The following is a 19,443-nucleotide window of genomic DNA, read 5'->3' on the forward strand; positions in this document are numbered from 1 at the left end:
CTCACTCACCACCTTCGCGGGCCACGATACGGGCCTTCAGCGGAAGCTTGTGGATCGCCAGGCGCAGGGCCTCGCGAGCAACTTCCTCGGACACACCGCCGAGTTCGAACATGACTCGACCGGGTTTGACATTGGCGATCCACCACTCCGGCGAACCCTTACCGGAACCCATGCGGGTTTCGGCAGGCTTCTTCGTCAATGGGTGATCAGGGTAGATGTTGATCCACACCTTGCCGCCGCGCTTGATGTAGCGAGTCATGGCAATACGTGCGGCCTCGATCTGACGGTTGGTGACATAAGCCGGCTCGAGAGCCTGGATGCCGTAGTCACCGAAGGACACCGTCGTGCCTCCCTTGGCGGCGCCGCCCCGGTTGGGGTGATGCTGCTTGCGGAATTTCACTCGACGAGGGATCAGCATATCTCAGCCCTCCGATCCGGCCTCAGCCGCGGGGGCTTCAGCACTGTTCTCAGTATTACGGGCCTGGTCGCCTCGGCGCGGTGCGCCTTCCTGACCACGTCCGCGGCCTCCACGACCGCGCCCACGGCCACGCGGGCCACGAGCAGCAGGAGCCTTGGCCTGCTCGGCGGCAAGCTCCTTGTCGGTCATGTCGCCCTTGTAGATCCACACCTTGACGCCGATGCGTCCGAAAGTGGTGTGGGCTTCGTGAACGCCGAAGTCGATGTTCGCGCGCAGGGTGTGCAGCGGCACACGACCTTCGCGGTAGAACTCGGACCGGCTCATCTCAGCTCCGCCGAGGCGGCCCGAGCACTGCACACGGATGCCCTTGGCACCTGCGCGCTGGGCGCTCTGGATGGCCTTGCGCATCGCACGGCGGAAGGCCACACGGCTGGCGAGCTGCTCGGCAACTCCCTGAGCGACGAGCTGTGCGTCGACCTCGGGGTTCTTCACCTCAAGGATGTTGAGCTGAATCTGCTTGCCGGTGAGCTTTTCGAGCTGACCGCGGATGCGGTCTGCTTCGGCTCCGCGACGACCGATGACGATGCCCGGGCGTGCGGTGTGGATGTCGACGCGGACACGGTCACGCGTGCGCTCGATGTTGACCTTCGAGATGCCGGCCCGTTCGAGGCCGGTATTCATCATCTGGCGGATCTTGACATCTTCGAGCACGTAGTCCTTGTAGCGCTGCCCCGGCTTGGTCGAGTCAGCGAACCACTTTGACTTGTGATCCGTGGTGATTCCGAGTCGGAATCCGTTCGGATTGATCTTCTGGCCCATTAACGGTTCCCCTTCCGGCTCTTGCGCTGAGGCAGGTCGTCACCGCTGGCCAGGACCACTGTCACGTGGCTGGTGCGCTTCTCGATGCGAAAAGCGCGACCCTGGGCACGCGGACGGAACCGCTTCATGGTCGGCCCCTCATCCACGAAGGCTTCGGAGATGACCAGTTCGTTCTCATCGAACGCAACGCCTTCCTCGTCGGCCCGGACACGCGCATTGGCGATGCCGGAGGCCACGAGCTTGTAAATCGGATCTGATGCCGACTGTTCTGCAAACTTCAACACTGCAAGTGCTTCGGTCGCCTGCTGACCACGAATGAGGTCGATGACGCGCCGAGCCTTGCGAGGCGTAACGCGCAGGTACCGCGCCTTAGCCTTGGCTTCCATCGCTTCCTTCTCTCTTCTCTAGGATCGAAAGAGTGCCCCGCCTCAGCGGCGGCGCCCCTTGCGATCGTCCTTTTCGTGGCCACGGAACGTCCGTGTCGGTGCGAACTCGCCGAGCTTGTGTCCGACCATCGACTCAGTGATGAAGACGGGGACATGCTTGCGTCCGTCATGTACTGCGATGGTGTGTCCCAGGAAGTCCGGGACGATCATCGAGCGACGAGACCATGTTTTGATGACATTTTTGGTGTTCTTCTCGTTCTGACGAGCCACCTTCTGGAAGAGGTGTTCGTCGACGAAAGGACCCTTTTTGAGGCTACGAGGCATAAGTCAGTACTCCAATCAGCGCTTCTTGCCGGTCCGGCGACGGCGCACGATGTACTTGTCGCTCTCCTTGTTCGGCCGGCGTGTGCGGCCCTCCAACTGACCCCACGGGCTGACTGGGTGACGACCACCCGAAGTACGGCCCTCGCCACCACCATGCGGGTGGTCGATCGGGTTCATCACGACACCGCGGACGCCTGGGCGCTTGCCCTTCCAACGCATACGGCCTGCTTTGCCCCAGCTGATGTTCGACTGCTCGGCGTTGCCGACCTCGCCGATCGTCGCACGGCAGCGCGCATCGACGTTGCGGATTTCGCCCGAAGGCATCCGCAACTGTGCGAAACGGCCGTACTTCGCCACGAGCTGCACGGACGAGCCTGCAGAACGAGCGATCTTGGCACCGCCGCCGGGACGCATTTCAACTGCGTGCACCACGGTGCCAACCGGGATGTTGCGCAGGGCAAGGTTGTTGCCCGGCTTGATGTCTGCACCCGGACCGGCTTCCACCTGTGCACCCTGCTTGAGGTTCTGCGGGGCGATGATGTAGCGCTTCTCTCCGTCTGCATAGTGCAGCAGAGCGATGCGAGCCGTACGGTTCGGGTCATATTCGATGTGTGCGACCTTCGCCGGAACGCCATCTTTGTCATGGCGGCGGAAGTCGATGACACGGTATTGACGCTTGTGACCGCCACCCTGGTGGCGGGTGGTCACGCGTCCCTGGCTGTTGCGGCCGCCGCGCTTCGGCAGCGGGCGCAGAAGCGACTTCTCCGGTGTAGACCGGGTCACTTCGACGAAGTCGGCGACCGACGAGCCACGGCGGCCCGGGGTCGTCGGCTTGTGCTTACGGATTCCCATGAGTCTTGTCCTTCTTTGACGAAGGATCGCTTAGAGCGATCCACCGAAGATGTCGATCGATCCGTCCTTGAGAGCGACAATGGCACGCTTGGTGTCCTTGCGCTTTCCCCAACCGGTGCGGGTGCGGCGGCGCTTGCCCTGACGGTTCAGGGTGTTGACCTTGGCGACCTGCACATCGAAGATCGTTTCAATGGCTTGCTTGATCTCGGTTTTGTTCGAGTCCTGGTCGACGAGGAAGGTGTACTTGCCCTCGTCCATCAGGCTGTAGGTCTTCTCCGAGACGACCGGTGCGACGATGATGTCGCGCGGGTCCTTGAAGTTCAGACTCATGATGCGTCCTCCGATTTGCGGTTTCCGCTCAGGAACGCGCCAAGAGCTGCCTCAGTGAACACGATGTCATCGGCGAGCAGCACATCGTAGGTGTTGAGCTGATCGGAGGTGAGCACGTGAACGTGGGGCAGGTTGCGCACGCTCAGGTAGGTGAGCTCGTCGTCACGCTCGAGCACCACGAGAGTGTTCTTGCGCTCGGACAGGCCGGCCAGTGCGGCCTTCGCCTGCTTGGTCGACGGGGCGTCGCCGGTGACCAGGTTCTTCATCACGAAGACCTGATCGAGGCGTGCACGATCAGACAGGGCTCCGCGCAGAGCGGCGGCCTTCATCTTCTTGGGGGTCCGCTGCGAGTAGTCGCGTGGGACCGGTCCGTGCACGATACCGCCACCGTTGTACTGAGGAGCGCGGATCGAACCCTGACGGGCGTTGCCGGTTCCCTTCTGACGGTAGGGCTTGCGACCGCCGCCGCGAACCTCGGAGCGGGTCTTCGTCTTGTGCGTACCCTGACGGGCCGCAGCCAGCTGTGCAACGACGACCTGGTGGATCAGGGACACGTTGGTCGGCACGCCGAAGACCTCGGCGGGCAGATCAACGGAGCCGGCCTTGGCACCAGCGGCGTCGATGACGTCGACTGTCTTGACATCAGTCATTACGTTCAGGCCTCCTTCACGGCCGAGCGAACGAGGACGACTCCACCCTTGGGGCCGGGAACGGCACCCTTGATGAGCAGGAAGTTGTTCTCGTTGTCCACGGCGTGGATCGTGAGGTTCTGGGTGGTGTGCTTGACAGCGCCCATACGGCCGGCCATGCGCATACCCTTGAACACGCGACCAGGTGTCGCGGCTCCGCCGATCGAACCTGGCTTGCGGTGGTTGCGGTGCTGACCGTGGGAGGCACCGACACCGGCGAAGCCGTGACGCTTCATGACACCGGCGGTTCCCTTGCCCTTGGTCTTCGCGGTCACATCGACCTTGAGTCCGGCCTCGAACGCGTCGACGCCGAGTTCCTGGCCGAGCTCGTAGTCAGCAGCATCAGCAGTGCGCAGTTCGACGAGGTGACGGCGCGGGGTCACACCGGCCTTCTCGAAGTGGCCTGCGGTCGGCTTGTTGACCTTGCGAGGATCGATCTCGCCGAACGCGATCTGCACAGCGGGGTAACCATCGGTTTCCTCGTTGCGGACCTGAGTTACGACGTTGTTTCCGGTGGCCACAACGGTCACCGGCACGAGGTTGTTCTGCTCATCCCAGACCTGGGTCATGCCCAGCTTGGTTCCCAGAAGGCCCTTGACCTTGCGGGTGGTCGGGAGAGCGGATGAACGAGTGTTCGCCATTGCTGCCTCCCTTAGAGCTTGATCTCGATGTTGACGTCGTCAGCGAGGTCGAGACGCATCAGCGAGTCGACTGCCTTCGGCGTCGGGTCGACGATGTCGATCAGACGCTTGTGCGTGCGCATTTCGAAATGCTCACGGCTATCCTTGTACTTGTGCGGCGAACGGATGACGCAGTACACGTTCTTCTCCGTTGGCAACGGCACGGGGCCCACTACAGTCGCACCTGCGCGAGTGACGGTGTCCACGATCTTGCGTGCGGCACTGTCAATCACAGCGTGGTCGTACGACTTGAGCCGAATGCGGATCTTCTGTCCCGCCATGGCGTCGTCTCTTTCTTTAGTTGCTTCCGGCCATCAACTCGCAGAGCGTCTCGGACTCTCTGCCGTCTGCGCCGGCTGACCATGACCGACCCCCGAGGTCGGGCGTGTCGGCTGTTCCTGACGGAGAAATTCTCACTTCTCCGCCCAAGCACCGACGGCGCTTCTACTCATTGGCTGCTCGGTCCGAACCCGCATGGTGCAGATTCATCGATCCGATAGTGTTTCGGGCTGTTCGCGGTATCACTACCGCAGTGCAGGGGTCAACGCCCAAAACGCAACCTCACTATCTTGTCATAGTGCACTGAACCCGCGCAATTCCGGGAACGGTTCCTGTGATGGAACTCTCACGATCCGGGCGCGCCGGATTCGAGCGGGTCTCGCACCTGGTGCCCCAGCTCCCCCACCTGCATCATCCGGCCGGATGCCGACGCGTAACCCGCCCGGACATGCGGCAGGAGCCGCAGTTCCGAAGAACTGCGGCCCCTGCCTGGTGGTGCTCAGTGAGTCAGATCAGGCGTTGATCTTGGTGACTCGACCGGCGCCGACGGTGCGTCCGCCCTCGCGGATAGCGAAGCGGAGGCCGTCCTCCATGGCGATCGGCTGGATGAGCTCGACCGACATGTCGGTGTTGTCGCCGGGCATGACCATCTCGGTGCCCTCAGGCAGCGTGATGACGCCGGTGACGTCCGTGGTCCGGAAGTAGAACTGCGGACGGTAGTTCGAGTAGAACGGGTTGTGACGTCCGCCCTCGTCCTTGCTCAGGATGTAGACCTGGGCTTCGAACTTGGTGTGCGGGGTGATCGAACCCGGCTTCACGATGACCTGACCGCGCTCCACGTCCTCGCGCTTGGTACCGCGCAGGAGCAGACCGACGTTCTCACCTGCACGGGCATCCGGCAGGGTCTTGCGGAACATCTCGATGGCGGTGACGGTCGTCTTGGACGACTTCTCCTTGATGCCGACGATTTCGATTTCGTCGTTCGGCAGGAGGACGCCGCGCTCGACACGACCGGTGACGACGGTTCCACGACCGGTGATCGTGAAGACGTCCTCGACGGGCATGAGGAACGGCTTGTCGACGTCGCGCTCGGGCTCCGGAACGTTCTCATCGACAGCAGCCATGAGGTCCTGGACGCTCTTGACCCACTTCTCGTCGCCTTCCAGCGCCTTGAGAGCGGAGACCGCAATGACCGGAGCGTTGTCGCCGTCGAAGTCCTGGCTCGAGAGCAGGTCGCGAACCTCGAATTCGACGAGCTCGAGGAGCTCCTCGTCATCGACCATGTCGGACTTGTTCAGCGCGCACACGATGTAGGGAACGCCGACCTGACGCGCGAGCAGCACGTGCTCACGGGTCTGGGGCATCGGGCCGTCGGTGGCGGCAACGACGAGGATCGCACCGTCCATCTGAGCGGCACCGGTGATCATGTTCTTCACGTAGTCCGCGTGGCCCGGGGCATCGACGTGAGCGTAGTGACGCTTCTCCGTCTGGTACTCAACGTGCGAGACGTTGATCGTGATGCCGCGCTCCTTCTCCTCAGGTGCGTTGTCGACCTGGTCGAAGGCGCGCGCCTCGTTGAGATCCGGGTACTGATCCGCCAGGACCTTGGTGATCGCAGCGGTCAGGGTGGTCTTTCCGTGGTCAACGTGGCCGATGGTGCCGATGTTGACGTGCGGCTTAGTCCGTTCGAAACTAGCCTTTGCCACTGGGTTCCTCCTCGTGGTTGTCAAAAGATATGCGGTTCATATCTTAGACCTTTTGTTGGTTATCTTTCATTCCGGTGATCATGTTCTTGATCACCGGGGCGACCGGAATTCGGAGATTACTCTCCGCCGCGCACCTTCTGGATGATCTCCTCGGCAACAGCCTTCGGGACCTCCGCATAGCTGGAGAAAGTCATCGAGTACACCGCACGGCCCTGGGTCTTCGACCGCAGATCACCGATGTAGCCGAACATCTCCGAGAGCGGGACCACAGCCTTGACGACCTTCACACCGGAAGCATCGTCCATCGACTGAATCTGTCCACGCCGGGAATTCAGGTCGCCGATGACGTCACCCATGTATTCCTCAGGGGTACGCACCTCGACGTCCATGACCGGTTCGAGCAGAACCGGGTTCGCCCGCTGGACGGCCTCCTTGAAGACCATCGAACCGGCAATCTTGAATGCCATCTCCGAGGAGTCGACATCGTGGTAGGCGCCATCGACCAGGGTGGCCTTGACACCGACCATCGGGTAACCGGCCAGGGCACCGAGCTGCATGGCGTCCTGGATGCCGGCGTCGACGCTCGGAATGTACTCGCGCGGAACGCGTCCGCCCGTGATGGCATTCTCGAACTCGTAGATCGTATCGCCTTCGACCTCGAGAGGTTCGAAGGTGACTTGGACCTTCGCGAACTGTCCCGATCCACCCGTCTGCTTCTTGTGGGTGTAATCGTACTTCTCGACAGTGCGACGGATGGTCTCACGATAGGCGACCTGCGGCTTGCCGACGTTCGCCTCGACCTTGAACTCGCGACGCATGCGGTCGACGAGGATGTCGAGGTGGAGCTCGCCCATTCCGCGGATGACGGTCTGGCCGGTCTCCTCGTCAAGCTCGACCTGGTAGGTCGGGTCTTCCTTGACGAACTTCTGGATGGCCGAGGACAGCTTCTCCTGGTCGCTCTTGGTCTTCGGCTCGATGGCCACGGAGATCACAGGCTCCGGGAAGGTCATCGATTCGAGAGCGATCGGGTTCGCCGGGTCGCTGAGAGTATCGCCCGTCGTGGTCTCCTTGAGACCGATGAAGGCGTAGATGTGGCCGGCGAAAGCCTCTTCGACGGGGTTCTCCTTGTTGGAGTGCATCTGGAAGAGCTTGCCGACGCGTTCCTTCTTGCCCGAGGACGTGTTGAGCACCTGCTCACCGGACTTCACGTGACCGGAGTAGACGCGCACGTAGGTCAGCGATCCGAAGAACGGGTGGGAGGCGACCTTGAAGGCCAGAGCCGAGAAGGGCTCGTCCGTCGAAGGCTTGCGGGTCAGTTCCTCTTCGTCGTTGCTCGGGTTGTGGCCGATCATCGGCGGCACGTCGAGCGGCGAAGGGAGGTAGTCGATGACCGCGTTGAGCATGGGCTGCACGCCCTTGTTCTTGTAAGCGGAACCGCACATGACCGGGAAGGCCTCGGACTTGATGACGAGTTCACGGATACCGGCCTTGACGTCAGCGGTCGTGAGCTCTTCGCCCTCGAGGTACTTCTCCATGAGCTCTTCCGAACTCTCGGCGACGTCCTCGACGAGCTGCGCACGGTACTGAACAGCCTTCTCCTTGAGATCATCAGGGATCTCGATCTCGGTCATGTCCTGACCCATCTTGGACTCGTCGGGCCAGACGTAGGCCTTCATCTCAAGCAGGTCGACGACACCGGCGAATTCACTCTCGGCGCCGATCGGCAGCTGGATGACCAGCGGCTTCGCGCCGAGGCGCTCCTTGATGGTGTCGACGGTGAAGTAGAAGTCAGCACCGAGCTTGTCCATCTTGTTGACGAAGCAGACACGCGGAACGTCGTACTTGTCGGCCTGGCGCCACACGGTCTCGGACTGGGGCTCAACGCCCTCCTTGCCGTCGAACACAGCAACGGCACCGTCGAGGACGCGCAGGGAGCGCTCGACCTCGACCGTGAAGTCGACGTGACCGGGGGTGTCGATGATGTTGATCTGGTTGTCGTCCCAGTAGCAGGTCGTCGCGGCGGACGTAATCGTGATGCCGCGCTCCTTCTCCTGGTCCATCCAGTCCATGGTGCCGGCGCCGTCGTGGGTCTCGCCCATCTTGTAGTTGACGCCGGTGTAGAAGAGGATGCGTTCGGTCGTCGTTGTCTTACCGGCATCGATGTGGGCCATGATGCCGATATTACGGACCCTGTTCAGGTCGCTGAGCACGTCAAGTGCCACGGTGTCTCTCTCTCAATCGATGATTTGCTCGACTCCCCTGGGCTGCCGGCCGGCAGAACTCGCGCACGAGATCCGCCGACCAGAGCACAGGACAGACGATTACCAGCGGTAGTGGGCGAAGGCCTTGTTGGACTCGGCCATCTTGTGAGTGTCCTCGCGGCGCTTGACTGCTGCACCGAGACCGTTGCCGGCATCGAGGATCTCATTCATGAGTCGTTCGGTCATGGTCTTCTCACGACGCTGGCGGGAGTATCCCACGAGCCACCGCAGAGCCAGGGTGGTCGAACGAGCCGGACGAACATCGATCGGCACCTGGTAGGTCGCGCCGCCGACACGGCGGGAACGGACCTCGAGGGACGGACGGATGTTGTCGAGAGCCTTCTTCAGGTTGACAACGGGATCGTTGCCGTTCTTCTCGCGAGTGCCTTCGAGGGCACCGTAGACGATCCGCTCTGCGGTCGAGCGCTTGCCGTCGAGCAGGATCTTGTTGATCAGCTGCGTGACGAGCGGTGAGCTGAAGACCGGGTCAACGACGATCGGTCGCTTGGGTGCAGGACCTTTACGTGGCATTACTTCTTCTCCCTCTTCGCACCGTACTTGCTGCGGGCCTGCTGGCGACCCTTGACGCCCTGGGTGTCGAGCGAACCGCGGACGATCCGGTAGCGAACACCGGGCAGATCCTTGACGCGGCCACCGCGCACGAGCACGATCGAGTGCTCCTGCAGGTTGTGTCCCTCGCCCGGAATGTAGGCGGTCACCTCGATCTGGCTCGAAAGCTTGACACGAGCGACCTTGCGAAGAGCCGAGTTCGGCTTCTTGGGGGTAGTGGTGTACACACGGGTGCACACTCCACGACGCTGCGGGCTGCCCTTGAGGGCAGGAGCGTCCGATCCTGCTGTATTGACATGCCGTCCCTTGCGGACGAGCTGTTGGATAGTCGGCACTAAGCGTTCTCCATTTGCTTCTCGATAGACCTAATTCCCAATTTCGGCCACGACCGCAGTCGCCTCTGTGAACCGTGGGACATATCCGACCGGACACCGGGTGAAGCTCGGCTCCCGATGCCAGTAACCACGCGAGTCGTCGGCCCCTGCGCCCGGGTGTGTCGCAAGGACACGTAAGCGCAGCAACGACTTCTCGGCGGCCTGCAGCGTTGACTTCTCTCAGGGATTCCGGGCCTCACAGAACACCCGGCAGGATCAATCGACGACGCAGATAACACAATCAGTCGCCTACCAGAATATCTCTCCCGAGCACGTCTGGTCAAAATGGCGATCGTCGATCCTACCTCGCCCCGCTGCCGAAATCACGCGGCACGCCCTTTGCCTCGGAAATCACGGAACGGCGGCGCTCACCACGACCGCCTGCGAACTGCACTCGCGTGTCAGCCGCGCTTCCCTGAGTCCCGGTCGGCCGCCTCGGCGAGGACCCGCCGATGCTTTCCTTGACTGATTCAAAAGAAGCAGGCATTCTGGTGCTGTGAACGGGACGAAGCATGAACACGACGAAGACGCCGCCGCGGCTCTGCGGCAGACGTCGCTGCGCGTGACGAAACAGCGGGTCGCAGTGCTCGATGCCGTGCGGGACCATCCGCACGCGGACACCGAGACTGTCATCGGCTCCGTCCGCGAATCGCTGCCGGCGGTCTCCCACCAGGCCGTCTATGATTCGCTCCACACGCTCACCGAGGTGGGACTCGTCCGCTGCATCCAGCCTTCGGGCTCGGTGGCTCGGTACGAGCGTCGGATCGGTGACAACCATCATCATCTGGTGTGCCGATCGTGCAATCTCATCGTCGATGTCGACTGCACGATCGGGCAGGCTCCGTGCCTGACCCCGTCTCACGATGCCGGCTTCGTCATCGAACAGGCTGAAGTGACGTTCTGGGGTCTGTGCCCCGACTGTGCGCATGTCGGTGCGCAGACGACCGGCGGCGGTCAGCCCTCGGCCGTGTGATTCCCGGCTTCCGTTCACCACCACCCGTCTTCTCCCGAGGACACGAGTATGCCCTTTTAGCGAGGGTGGCCCATCCCGTCATCCGAGTCGTCGACCGCGGCTCGACTGTGAAAGGAACACAATGACCCAGACGACCACCGGCGGCTGCCCGGTCGCCCACACTTCCACGGAGCCGGCGACGGAGCCGGATTCCGACCAGCTGGTCAACCCCGTCCAGGGTGATGCCAACGCACAGTGGTGGCCCAACCGCCTCAACCTCAAGATCCTCGCCAAGGGCCAGCCGGCACGCGACCCCATGGATCCGGATTTCGATTACGACGCGGAGTTCAACAGCCTCGACTACTTCGCACTCAAGGCCGACATCGAAGCGCTGCAGAAGGAGAACCAGGAGTGGTGGTCTGCTGACTTCGGCAACTACGGCCCCTTCATGATCCGCATGGCCTGGCACTCGGCGGGCACCTACCGCGTCCAGGACGGCCGCGGCGGAGGCGGAGAGGGCCAGCAGCGCTTCGCTCCCCTGAACTCGTGGCCCGACAATGTCCTGCTGGACAAGGCGCGTCGCCTGCTGTGGCCGGTGAAGAAGAAGTACGGGAAGAAGATCTCCTGGGCCGATCTGTTCATCCTGGCCGGCAACGTCGCTCTCGAGCAGATGGGCTTCAAGCCCTTCGGCTTCGCCGGCGGTCGCGTCGACGTGTGGGAGCCCGACAACGATGTGTACTGGGGTTCGGAGAGCGAATGGCTGGGCACCGACAAGCGCTATGTCGGCAACGGTGAGCTGCAGAAGCCGCTGGCCGCGACCACCATGGGCCTCATCTACGTCAACCCCGAAGGTCCCGAGGGCGAACCCGACCCGCTGAAGTCGGCGGTCGAGATCCGTGAGACCTTCGCCCGGATGGCGATGAACGATGAGGAGACCGTCGCTCTCATCGCCGGCGGCCACACCTTCGGCAAGACCCATGGTGCGGCTCCCGAGTCGCACAAGAGCGCCGATCCCGAGGCGGCTCCCCTCGAAGAGCAGGGTCTGGGCTGGCGCAGCGACTTCGAATCCGGTCAGGGCAACCACACAGTCGGCAGCGGCATCGAGGTCACCTGGACCTACCACCCCACACGCTGGGACAACGAGTTCTTCCACATCCTCTTCGCCTACGAGTGGGAGGTCTTCGAGAATGAGGGCGGTCACGTGCAGTGGCGTCCCATCGACGGCGGCGGCGACGATATGGTGCCGATGGCCCAGGGCGCGGGACGTCGTGAACCCCGCATGCTCACGACCGATCTGGCCCTGCGCTTCGACCCGATCTACGGAGAGATCTCGCGTCGTTTCAAGGACGACCAGAGGGCCTTCGAGGATGCCTTCGCTCGCGCCTGGTTCAAGCTCACCCACCGTGATATGGGACCGGCCACGCGTTACCTCGGGCCCGAGGCGCCCACCGAGGAGCTCATCTGGCAGGATCCGGTTCCCGCGGGCACTCCGCTCGACGAAGCCGGACTCGCCGCCGTGAAGGCTGCTGTTCGCGATTCGGATCTGACCGTGTCCCAGCTGGTCTCGACCACATGGGCCGCTGCCTCCTCCCACCGTGTCTCGGATATGCGCGGCGGCATCAACGGCGGACGTCTCCGCCTCGAGCCGCAGCGCAGCTGGGACGTCAATGAACCGGCCGAGCTGGCGCAGGTGCTTCCCGTCCTCGAAGGCATCGCCGAGTCGACCGGTGCCTCATTCGCCGATGTGCTGGCCATTGCCGGTGCCGTCGGAGTCGAAACCGCGGCGAAGGCCGCTGGACATGAGGTCACCGTGCCGGTGTCCACCGGTCGTGGGGACGCCACTCAGGAACAGACCGATGTGCATTCCTTCGGCTTCCTCGAGCCGACTCATGACGGCTTCCGCAACTACCTCACCGAAGGACTTCCGCTCAAGGCCGAGTACCTGCTGCTCGACAAGGCCAGCCTGCTCGGGCTGACCCCGCCGGAGCTGACCGTGCTCATCGGCGGACTGCGCGTCCTCGGCGTCAACTACGGAGACTCCGAGCTCGGTGTCTTCACCGATCGTCCGGGCGAGCTGACGAACGACTTCTTCGTCAACCTCCTCGAACTCGGCAACGCGTGGAAGCCGGTCGGCGACTCGGAGACCGCCGAAGAGTACGAATGCTTCTCACCTGCCGGAGAGAAGCTGTGGACCGGCAGCCGCGTCGACCTGCTCTTCGGTGCGAACTCCGAACTGCGCGCCATCGCCGAGGTCTACGGATCCGATGACGCGAATGAGAAGTTCGTTGCCGATTTCGTCAAGGTCTGGACCAAGCTCATCGAGGCCGATCGCTACGATCTCAAGCGCTGATTCGGCTGATCCCCTCGGTGAGGTGACTCTTCGGCGCTCCCCCGCCGAGGCGGCACTCGGATGATCGCGAACGATGCCCCCACCGGAATCGGTGGGGGCATCGTCATATCCGGAGTCGTTCAGTCCTCTCTGCCCAGAACGGCGAATCCGGTGAAGATCTGGTCGAAATGGGTGACGCCTGCATTCCCGATCACCCCGGCCGAGGAGGTCCCGTTCTGGACACCGGGCACGCCGTTCGACTGACCGTTCGGCGCTCCTCCGTTCGACTGTCCTCCCGGCACTCCCGCGCCGTCGGATTGTCCGCCGGGCTGACCATCGTCGGAGTGTCCGCCGGGCTGGGTGCCGTTCCCGGTCTGCCCGCCCATTCCTCCCGGACCGTTCTGTCCTCCCTGCCCCTGGCTCGTTCCGGAGCTGTCCGCAACCATGACGGCCGATGCCCCGACCGCACCTCCGGCCAGTCCGCCGACGATGAACAGCGCGGAGCCTGCGAGTATCGCGGGGACGAGCGGTACACGGCGCTTCGGTTCGGCCGCGCCCGTGGTCGGCGAGCCGGATATCGGCTGCACCGGATTCTGCTCAAGAGGCCGGCCCAGTCCCTGATCGGGACCGTCAGTCGGGTGCTGGCTCGGGATCTGGTTGTGGTCGGTGCCGGGGCCCTGGTTGGGGTGGTGGTTCTCGGTCATGGAATCTCCTCTGGTTGACAGTGAGTCCACTGTCGGCCCCGCCGCTGTAGCCCATCCCAGCCGACGCTGTGGCCAGCCTGTGGCTTCTCAGCACCCTGCCGGTCATCAGTCTGATGAGCGCAGAGCCCATCCGTTCAGGCCGCGGGAAGCCGCATTTCGAAGACCGTGCCGTCGTCCGAGCTCGACATGGTGATGCTGCCGTGCATGAGCTCGACGAGGCCCGAGGCGATCGCCAGGCCCAGACCCGATGACCCGCCCTCGGCTCCTGCCTGACGCGACCGTGACGGGTCTCCGCGGACGAATCGGTCGAAGACCGTCTCCCGGATCTCCGGCGGGATGCCGGGGCCGTCGTCGCTGATGCGAATGGCCACGACATCACCGGGGATCTGTCCCGCCACCGCCTTCCGCACGGTCGCGGCTTCGACAGTCACCCGCGTTCCCGGAGGAGTGTGCACGCAGGCGTTCGTCAGCACGATCGACACGACACGCCGCACATGGTCGAGAGCACCACACACCTCGAGAGCCTCCGGCGGCACATCGAGGATCAGCGAATGGTCGGGATTGACCACATGGGCATCTTCGACGAGTTCGACCAGCACCGCCGACACATCGACCGTGTCTTCCTTCACCGGCTGCCTGCCGGCCTCCAGGCGGGCCAGGAGCAGCAGGTCATCGACCAAGGTGGACATCCGCATCGCACCGGAATCGATCTTCGCCAAGGAAGTGGTCACCTCGGTGGGCAGATCCTCACGGTACGGTCGGGTGAGGTCGGCCCACCCGCGGATCGTCGCGATCGGAGTGCGCAGCTCATGGGAGGCATCGGCGACGAAGCGGCGCATCTGCTCCGTGCCCCGGTAGCGCTCGTCGAGAGCGGTCCCGACGTGGTCGAGCATCCGATTGACCGCGGCTCCGACCTCGCCGACCTCGGTCCCGGGAACGGCGAGTTCCGCCGGTACCCGCAGCGCGAGCTCGGGTCTGCCGGCACTGAGCTCAAGGTCCGTGACGTCGCGGGCAGTGCGGGCGACGTCCCTGAGGTCGCGCAGCTGGCGGTGGATGATCACGGCCATGAGACCGGCGGTGATGAGGACGCCGATGAGGACGACGACCGCGGTCGTCCAGGCGGTGCGGTCCAACGCGGCGTCGACGCTGCCCTGCGGAACCCCATAGACGGTCCTCGCTCCGTCGTCTTCGAAGACCACGACCCGGTAGGCGCCGAACCCGGGCACGCGCACGGATTCGTGGCTGGTCTCGCTGACGCCGGGTTCGACGGCCAGGAGGGCTTCGATCGCGTCCGAGGACAGAGACCGGGGACGGGTCAGCCCCGCCTCGGCGATGAGCCCCTCTCCCCCGTTGCCGGAGTCGACGACGGCGAGTGCACCATCACCGACTCCCGGCTGGAAGAGGAATCGCAGAGCCGAATCGACCGCCGACGATGATTCGGTGCCCGGTCCCGCGCCGGGACCGGCACCGGGACCGTCGGTCCGCGCGTGCGAAGTCATCGAGGTCAGCTGCGCGTCGAGGTCGGACATCAGAGAGGTGCGCACGCTCAGCCACGAGGCGGCGCCGATTCCGGTGCCGACGAGCAGCAGCACGAGTCCGGCGAGGAGGATGAGCCTCGTCTGCAGCCGCCACCGTCGCAGTTTCACTGCTCCGCCCGCAGGATGTAGCCGGCCCCGCGCTTCGTGTGGAAGAGGTTCGGCAGGTCCGGGAACGGTGCGTCGATCTTCTTCCGCAGGTAGGACACGTAGAGCTCGACGATATTTCCGTTGCCGCCGAAGTCGTAGTCCCAGACCCGGTCGAGGATCTGCGCCTTCGACAGGACCGCCCGCGGGTTGCGCATGAACAGCAGCAGGACCTCGAATTCGCGAGCCGTGAGCTCGATCTGCCGGCCGGCACGAGTGACTTCATGCGAACGTTCGTCGAGTTCGAGGTCGCCGACTCGCAGCACATCCTCGTCGTCGTCCGGCCCCGCCGGCACGCTGCGCCGCAGACGGGCCTCGATCCGCGCGATGACCTCGTCGAGGTTGAACGGCTTCGTCACATAGTCGTCCCCGCCGAGGCGCAGGCCCGTGAGCCGGTCATCGACCTCGTCCCGAGCGGAGAGGAAGACCACCGGGGTGTCGATGCCCTCGCCCCTGATCTTTTCGATGACTGCGAAACCGTCGAGGTCGGGCAGCATGACATCGAGGACGATCGCGTCGAAGTGCTCGCTTCGGGCCACGGCCACCGCCTCACGGCCCGCGCCGACCGCCTCGGCGTCCCACCCGCGGACCCGGCAGGCCATGACGAGGAGCTCAGCGAGGTTCGCTTCGTCATCGACGATGAGGATGCGTGCCGGCGGGTTCTCTGTCGGAGTCATAGTACGATTATCCCTCTCAACCGGCACTGAGGTCGTAGAGCGTCGCTGAGTCGAGAGTCGTGGATTCGAAGTTCGCTTCCACCCAGGCTGCGATCTGCGCCGAGGAGGATCCGGAGTCCGCTCCTCCAGGCCCTTGACCGCCTCCGGAGCTCGACCCGATGTAGTAGTGGATCCGGCCCTCGGCCACGAGCTGTTTGAACTGTTCGAGGGTCGGTGACGGGTCGGTGCCGTTGAAGCCGCCGATCGCCATCACCGGCTCTTCGAGGCCGAGCTGATATCCGGCGGCCTGGTTGGCTCCCGTGGTGGCTGCGACCCACGTGTAGTCCGAAGCATCCTCATCGAGGCGCTGGATGAGCTCATCCGACGGTTCCGAGCCGTTGAGCAGACCGCCCATGCCTCCACCGCCGCCGGGGATTCCGGCACGCTCGGCACTGCCGTCGGGGAGACCGGCCCCTCCGCCGGGGAGACCGGCGCCGCCGTCGGGACCGCCGCCGCGCGGCATCCCTCCACCGCCGGGCCCACCGCCCATTCCGGAGCCGGTGCCTGCGATCGTCACGATCGATCCCTGAGTCGTCCCGGCGATCGTGCGCACGCTCAGCTGTGCGGGAATCGCTGCGCTGCCGATGATGGCGACCGCGACGAGCGCCGAGGAGACTGCCGCACCGATCCGCCTCTGGGAAGTGGCGATGAGCACCAGTGCACCGAGCACTGAGACGATGAGCACGCTCCACCGCAGGATCCCCGGGAGACCGGTCATCGACGAACTGATGATGAACTGCCACGCTCCGGTCAGCGCCCAGGCCACCGCGAGCAGCAGTCGCGAGACGACACCGGGCCGGTCGAGCAGCACCCCGACACCGAGGCCGATGACGACGGCGATCGCGGGGATGAGAGCAACCGTGTAGTACTCGTGGACGATTCCATTCATCATCGACAGGACGAGCCCTGTGATGATGAGCCAGCCGCCCCAGATGAGCACGGCGGCACCGAGGCTGCCCCTGTCGGTCGTGTCCGAACCATCGCCGACGGTGACGGCGGGGGCGACTCTGCGGCGGGCCGCCTCGGCGAGGATGAGAAGAACCGCGGTGACGGCGAGGAGGAAGAGCGCGGTGGGCAGGAACCACGACACCTGCTGGCCGAAGCTGCCCGTGAACAGGCGCGTCAGCCCCGTCTCGCCCCAGCCGCCGCCACCGCCGCCGACGGACCCGGTCTCATCGCCGGTCAGCCGACCGAACCCGTTGTAGCCGAAAGTGAGTTCGAGGAACGAGTTCGTCTGCGAACCTCCGACGTAGGGGCGGGAGTCCACGGGGGTGAGTTCGACGAGCGCGATCCACCAGCCGGCGCTGAGCACGGTCGACGCGATGGGAATGAGCAGCCACAGCAGACGTCGCGGCCACGATGTTCGGGCGAAGAGCACCCAGGCGAGAGCGATTCCGGGGACGATGAGAAGGACTTGGAACTGCTTGGTGAGGAACCCCAGACCGAGGCAGATCCCGGCGAGGATCAGCCACAGTGTCACGCTGCGCGCGGTGCCCGAGCGGCCGTCCCCGGTCGGGTTCTCTCTGGGGCGAGCGTGCACCGCTCGCAGGGCGCGCTGGGTCGCGACGACCGCGCCGATCATCAGGGTCACGAGCAGAGCGTCCGGATTGTTGAATCGGAACATGAGCGCCACGACCGGGGAGACCGCGAAGATCGCGCCGGCACCCAGCGCCGCTGCTCTCTCAACTCCGGTACCGACGTGGGAGCGCAGGCCCAACCTCGTCGAGTGGACGATGAGCAGCACGCTGACTCCGGCCAGAAGAACCTGCGGCAGCAGCATCGAGAACGATGAGAATCCGAAGACGCGGGCGCTCAGCGCCATCAGCCACAGAGCTGCCGGGGGTTTGTCGACGGTGATCGCGTTCGCCGAGTCGAGGGAGCCGAAGAGGAAGGCCTCCCAGTCCTCCGAGCCGGCCTGGACGGCCGCCGCGTAGAAGGAGTTCGCCCACCCGTTCGCGCTGAGGTTGACGAGGTAGGCAGCTATGGTGCCGAGGGTGAGGACGGTCAGTGCCGCCGGATACCAGCTGCGTCGGAGTCTGGTCGTGTGGGATCGCTCGGGGGTCGGTGACGTGCGGGTCTCAGTCATGGTCGGACCCTGCCTCCGCGAGGCGCCCGGATCTGGACGTCGCCGCCGGCCTGTCAGCGGGCGACGCGCTCAGTCGGGTTCCCCGCGCGAACACCCAGGTGCGCATGAGCACGAAGCGGACCACGGTGGCGGCGAGGTTCGCCACGGTGAGCACGGCGAGTGTGCCGAGGTTCGCCCACGCACCGGTGAACCCATCGGCCACCTCCAGCCCTGCAGTGGTGAAGGCCAGACACAGTCCGAAGGCCGCCAGACCCTTCAGTTGGGAGGTCGCCCGCCGATGCGGTGAGCGCACTCCGAAGGTGTGGCTGCGGTTGAGCGCCGTATTGGCCACCGTCGACAGGAGCAGGGCGATGATGTTCGCCGTGACGGCGGAGACGACCTGGGAGCCGAAGAGGAAGATCGTCGCGTAGAGGACGGTGCTGATGATTCCGACGTCGATGAAGTGGAGGATCTGAGCACCCGTGTTCGGTGCCGGCGGCTCGGCCGAGGCCCGGGCCCGGTCCTCCTTGCGCAGGCGGACGATGCCTTTGATGTCCTTCCACGCCGTGCCGATGACGTCGACGGAGGAATCGGGATCGTCGATCCAGTCGGTGCCGAACTCGTGGATGCGGTACCCGGACCATTCGGCACGAGCGAGCAGCTCCGTGTCGAAGAACCACTCGGTGTCCTCCACGAGCGGCAGCAGCTCCCGTGCCGCACGCGCTGACATCGCCTTGAACCCGCATTGGGCATCGCTGAAGCCGACTCCGAGGCTGAGCTTGAGCAGTCGGTTGTAACAGCGAGAGATGATCTCGCGTCTGATTCCGCGTTCGATCTCGAGACCGGGCTGCAGACGAGAGGCGACGGCCACATCGGCCAGCCCGGAGCGGATCACCTCGACCATCGGTTCGAGGACTCTGATGTCCGTGGCGAGGTCGACATCCGTATAGGCCACGATGTCCGCAGTCGAGGACTGCCACACCCCGGACAGTGCGCGGCCGCGCCCCTTCTGCTCGAGCCGCACGTATTCGACGTTCGGGTGCACGGCCGCAAGAGCTGCGGCGATGCGCGGGGTCGAATCGGTGCTCGCATTGTCGGCGATGATGATCGTGACCTCGGTTCCGGGGCCGGTGTCGGCGGCGAGGAGGGTCTCGATGGAGGAAGCCAGAGTCACCTCCTCGTCATACACCGGGACGACGAGGTCGACGGTCGTGGTCGGCCGGAGGGACGGGGGCCGTGGGGGTGCTGCGGGCTGGTTCCCGGCGCTGTTCTCGTATCTCATGGAGTCCACATTCGCGTCCCCGCTT

The 19,443-nt window shown here is 64.4% G+C and carries 20 protein-coding genes; 2 read left to right on the forward strand and 18 right to left on the reverse strand.

Annotated elements, in window-relative coordinates; all coding sequences use genetic code 11:
- Nucleotide 1 precedes the first annotated feature (1 nt).
- The 13 genes from rplP to rpsL form a co-directional block, all read right to left on the reverse strand.
- Nucleotides 2-418 (reverse strand): 50S ribosomal protein L16, encoded by a 417-nt coding sequence (gene rplP, locus FHG09_RS14785; RefSeq protein ID WP_025777924.1) that lies wholly within the window; start codon nt 416-418, stop codon nt 2-4.
- Nucleotides 419-421: 3 nt separating this feature from the next.
- Nucleotides 422-1,237, reverse strand: a complete 816-nt coding sequence (rpsC, locus tag FHG09_RS14790; protein WP_039206332.1) for a 30S ribosomal protein S3 — start codon at nt 1,235-1,237, stop codon at nt 422-424.
- Nucleotides 1,237-1,623, reverse strand: coding sequence for a 50S ribosomal protein L22 (gene rplV, locus FHG09_RS14795; RefSeq protein WP_025777926.1), 387 nt, complete (start codon nt 1,621-1,623; stop codon nt 1,237-1,239). The genes rpsC and rplV overlap by 1 nt, the downstream gene beginning before the upstream one ends.
- Before the next feature lie 42 nt (nt 1,624-1,665).
- Nucleotides 1,666-1,947: a 30S ribosomal protein S19 gene (gene rpsS, locus FHG09_RS14800; protein WP_039206333.1), complete on the reverse strand. Its 282-nt coding sequence runs from the start codon at nt 1,945-1,947 to the stop codon at nt 1,666-1,668.
- Nucleotides 1,948-1,962: 15 nt separating this feature from the next.
- Nucleotides 1,963-2,799, reverse strand: a complete 837-nt coding sequence (gene rplB, locus FHG09_RS14805; RefSeq protein WP_152348427.1) for a 50S ribosomal protein L2 — start codon at nt 2,797-2,799, stop codon at nt 1,963-1,965.
- A 30-nt stretch (nt 2,800-2,829) separates the two neighbouring features.
- Complete coding sequence (gene rplW / locus FHG09_RS14810; RefSeq protein WP_025777929.1) at nt 2,830-3,129, reverse strand: 50S ribosomal protein L23; 300 nt, start codon at nt 3,127-3,129, stop codon at nt 2,830-2,832.
- A complete protein-coding gene (gene rplD / locus FHG09_RS14815; protein ID WP_152348428.1) occupies nt 3,126-3,779 on the reverse strand; it encodes a 50S ribosomal protein L4 in 654 nt (217 codons plus the stop codon). The genes rplW and rplD overlap by 4 nt, the downstream gene beginning before the upstream one ends.
- A gap of 5 nt (nt 3,780-3,784) precedes the next feature.
- Nucleotides 3,785-4,459, reverse strand: coding sequence for a 50S ribosomal protein L3 (gene rplC, locus FHG09_RS14820; RefSeq protein WP_152348429.1), 675 nt, complete (start codon nt 4,457-4,459; stop codon nt 3,785-3,787).
- A gap of 11 nt (nt 4,460-4,470) precedes the next feature.
- Complete coding sequence (gene rpsJ, locus FHG09_RS14825; RefSeq protein ID WP_009379191.1) at nt 4,471-4,779, reverse strand: 30S ribosomal protein S10; 309 nt, start codon at nt 4,777-4,779, stop codon at nt 4,471-4,473.
- Nucleotides 4,780-5,289: 510 nt separating this feature from the next.
- Nucleotides 5,290-6,483: an elongation factor Tu gene (gene tuf, locus FHG09_RS14830; RefSeq protein WP_152348430.1), complete on the reverse strand. Its 1,194-nt coding sequence runs from the start codon at nt 6,481-6,483 to the stop codon at nt 5,290-5,292.
- A gap of 116 nt (nt 6,484-6,599) precedes the next feature.
- Nucleotides 6,600-8,705 (reverse strand): elongation factor G, encoded by a 2,106-nt coding sequence (fusA, locus tag FHG09_RS14835; RefSeq protein WP_152348431.1) that lies wholly within the window; start codon nt 8,703-8,705, stop codon nt 6,600-6,602.
- A gap of 99 nt (nt 8,706-8,804) precedes the next feature.
- The gene (gene rpsG / locus FHG09_RS14840) at nt 8,805-9,275 is read right to left on the reverse strand and encodes a 30S ribosomal protein S7 (RefSeq protein WP_039206341.1); all 471 of its coding nucleotides are present in this window, start codon (nt 9,273-9,275) and stop codon (nt 8,805-8,807) included.
- Nucleotides 9,275-9,649: a 30S ribosomal protein S12 gene (gene rpsL, locus FHG09_RS14845; RefSeq protein WP_025777935.1), complete on the reverse strand. Its 375-nt coding sequence runs from the start codon at nt 9,647-9,649 to the stop codon at nt 9,275-9,277. Before rpsL ends, rpsG begins: the two co-directional genes overlap by 1 nt.
- A gap of 535 nt (nt 9,650-10,184) precedes the next feature.
- Here rpsL and FHG09_RS14850 point away from each other — a divergent pair.
- A complete protein-coding gene (locus FHG09_RS14850) occupies nt 10,185-10,661 on the forward strand; it encodes a Fur family transcriptional regulator (protein ID WP_152348432.1) in 477 nt (158 codons plus the stop codon).
- 121 nt (nt 10,662-10,782) lie between these two features.
- Entirely contained in the window at nt 10,783-12,990 is a 2,208-nt protein-coding gene (katG, locus tag FHG09_RS14855) for a catalase/peroxidase HPI (RefSeq protein ID WP_152348433.1), read from the forward strand.
- Nucleotides 12,991-13,109: 119 nt separating this feature from the next.
- Here katG and FHG09_RS14860 read toward each other — a convergent pair whose 3' ends face one another.
- The 5 genes from FHG09_RS14860 to FHG09_RS14880 all read right to left on the reverse strand — a co-directional run bounded on the left by FHG09_RS14860 (nt 13,110) and on the right by FHG09_RS14880 (nt 19,418).
- Entirely contained in the window at nt 13,110-13,673 is a 564-nt protein-coding gene (locus tag FHG09_RS14860) for a hypothetical protein (RefSeq protein WP_152348434.1), read from the reverse strand.
- A gap of 134 nt (nt 13,674-13,807) precedes the next feature.
- A complete protein-coding gene (locus FHG09_RS14865; protein WP_152348435.1) occupies nt 13,808-15,319 on the reverse strand; it encodes a sensor histidine kinase in 1,512 nt (503 codons plus the stop codon).
- Nucleotides 15,316-16,032, reverse strand: a complete 717-nt coding sequence (locus tag FHG09_RS14870) for a response regulator transcription factor (protein ID WP_152348436.1) — start codon at nt 16,030-16,032, stop codon at nt 15,316-15,318. Before FHG09_RS14870 ends, FHG09_RS14865 begins: the two co-directional genes overlap by 4 nt.
- Nucleotides 16,033-16,048: 16 nt before the next feature.
- Nucleotides 16,049-18,157, reverse strand: coding sequence for an ArnT family glycosyltransferase (locus tag FHG09_RS14875; RefSeq protein WP_152348437.1), 2,109 nt, complete (start codon nt 18,155-18,157; stop codon nt 16,049-16,051).
- Complete coding sequence (locus FHG09_RS14880) at nt 18,150-19,418, reverse strand: glycosyltransferase (protein ID WP_152348438.1); 1,269 nt, start codon at nt 19,416-19,418, stop codon at nt 18,150-18,152. The genes FHG09_RS14875 and FHG09_RS14880 overlap by 8 nt, the downstream gene beginning before the upstream one ends.
- Nucleotides 19,419-19,443: the final 25 nt, after the last annotated feature.

This window comes from Brevibacterium sp. CFH 10365 (assembly GCF_009299785.1).
Taxonomy (GTDB): Bacteria; Actinomycetota; Actinomycetes; order Actinomycetales; family Brevibacteriaceae; genus Brevibacterium; species Brevibacterium limosum.

What these genes read in the sequence shown, in the direction of transcription:
- rpsC (WP_039206332.1), bottom strand. Translation starts at nt 1,237, where the DNA reads ATGGGCCAGAAGATCAATCCGAACGGATTCCGACTCGGAATCACCACG.
- rplB (WP_152348427.1), bottom strand. Translation starts at nt 2,799, where the DNA reads ATGGGAATCCGTAAGCACAAGCCGACGACCCCGGGCCGCCGTGGCTCG.
- rplW (WP_025777929.1), bottom strand. Translation starts at nt 3,129, where the DNA reads ATGAGTCTGAACTTCAAGGACCCGCGCGACATCATCGTCGCACCGGTC.
- katG (WP_152348433.1), top strand. Translation starts at nt 10,783, where the DNA reads ATGACCCAGACGACCACCGGCGGCTGCCCGGTCGCCCACACTTCCACG.
- rplV (WP_025777926.1), bottom strand. Translation starts at nt 1,623, where the DNA reads ATGGAAGCCAAGGCTAAGGCGCGGTACCTGCGCGTTACGCCTCGCAAG.
- rpsG (WP_039206341.1), bottom strand. Translation starts at nt 9,275, where the DNA reads ATGCCACGTAAAGGTCCTGCACCCAAGCGACCGATCGTCGTTGACCCG.
- rpsS (WP_039206333.1), bottom strand. Translation starts at nt 1,947, where the DNA reads ATGCCTCGTAGCCTCAAAAAGGGTCCTTTCGTCGACGAACACCTCTTC.
- FHG09_RS14880 (WP_152348438.1), bottom strand. Translation starts at nt 19,418, where the DNA reads ATGAGATACGAGAACAGCGCCGGGAACCAGCCCGCAGCACCCCCACGG.
- FHG09_RS14875 (WP_152348437.1), bottom strand. Translation starts at nt 18,157, where the DNA reads ATGACTGAGACCCGCACGTCACCGACCCCCGAGCGATCCCACACGACC.
- rplD (WP_152348428.1), bottom strand. Translation starts at nt 3,779, where the DNA reads ATGACTGATGTCAAGACAGTCGACGTCATCGACGCCGCTGGTGCCAAG.
- rpsJ (WP_009379191.1), bottom strand. Translation starts at nt 4,779, where the DNA reads ATGGCGGGACAGAAGATCCGCATTCGGCTCAAGTCGTACGACCACGCT.
- rplP (WP_025777924.1), bottom strand. Translation starts at nt 418, where the DNA reads ATGCTGATCCCTCGTCGAGTGAAATTCCGCAAGCAGCATCACCCCAAC.
- FHG09_RS14860 (WP_152348434.1), bottom strand. Translation starts at nt 13,673, where the DNA reads ATGACCGAGAACCACCACCCCAACCAGGGCCCCGGCACCGACCACAAC.
- FHG09_RS14870 (WP_152348436.1), bottom strand. Translation starts at nt 16,032, where the DNA reads ATGACTCCGACAGAGAACCCGCCGGCACGCATCCTCATCGTCGATGAC.
- rplC (WP_152348429.1), bottom strand. Translation starts at nt 4,459, where the DNA reads ATGGCGAACACTCGTTCATCCGCTCTCCCGACCACCCGCAAGGTCAAG.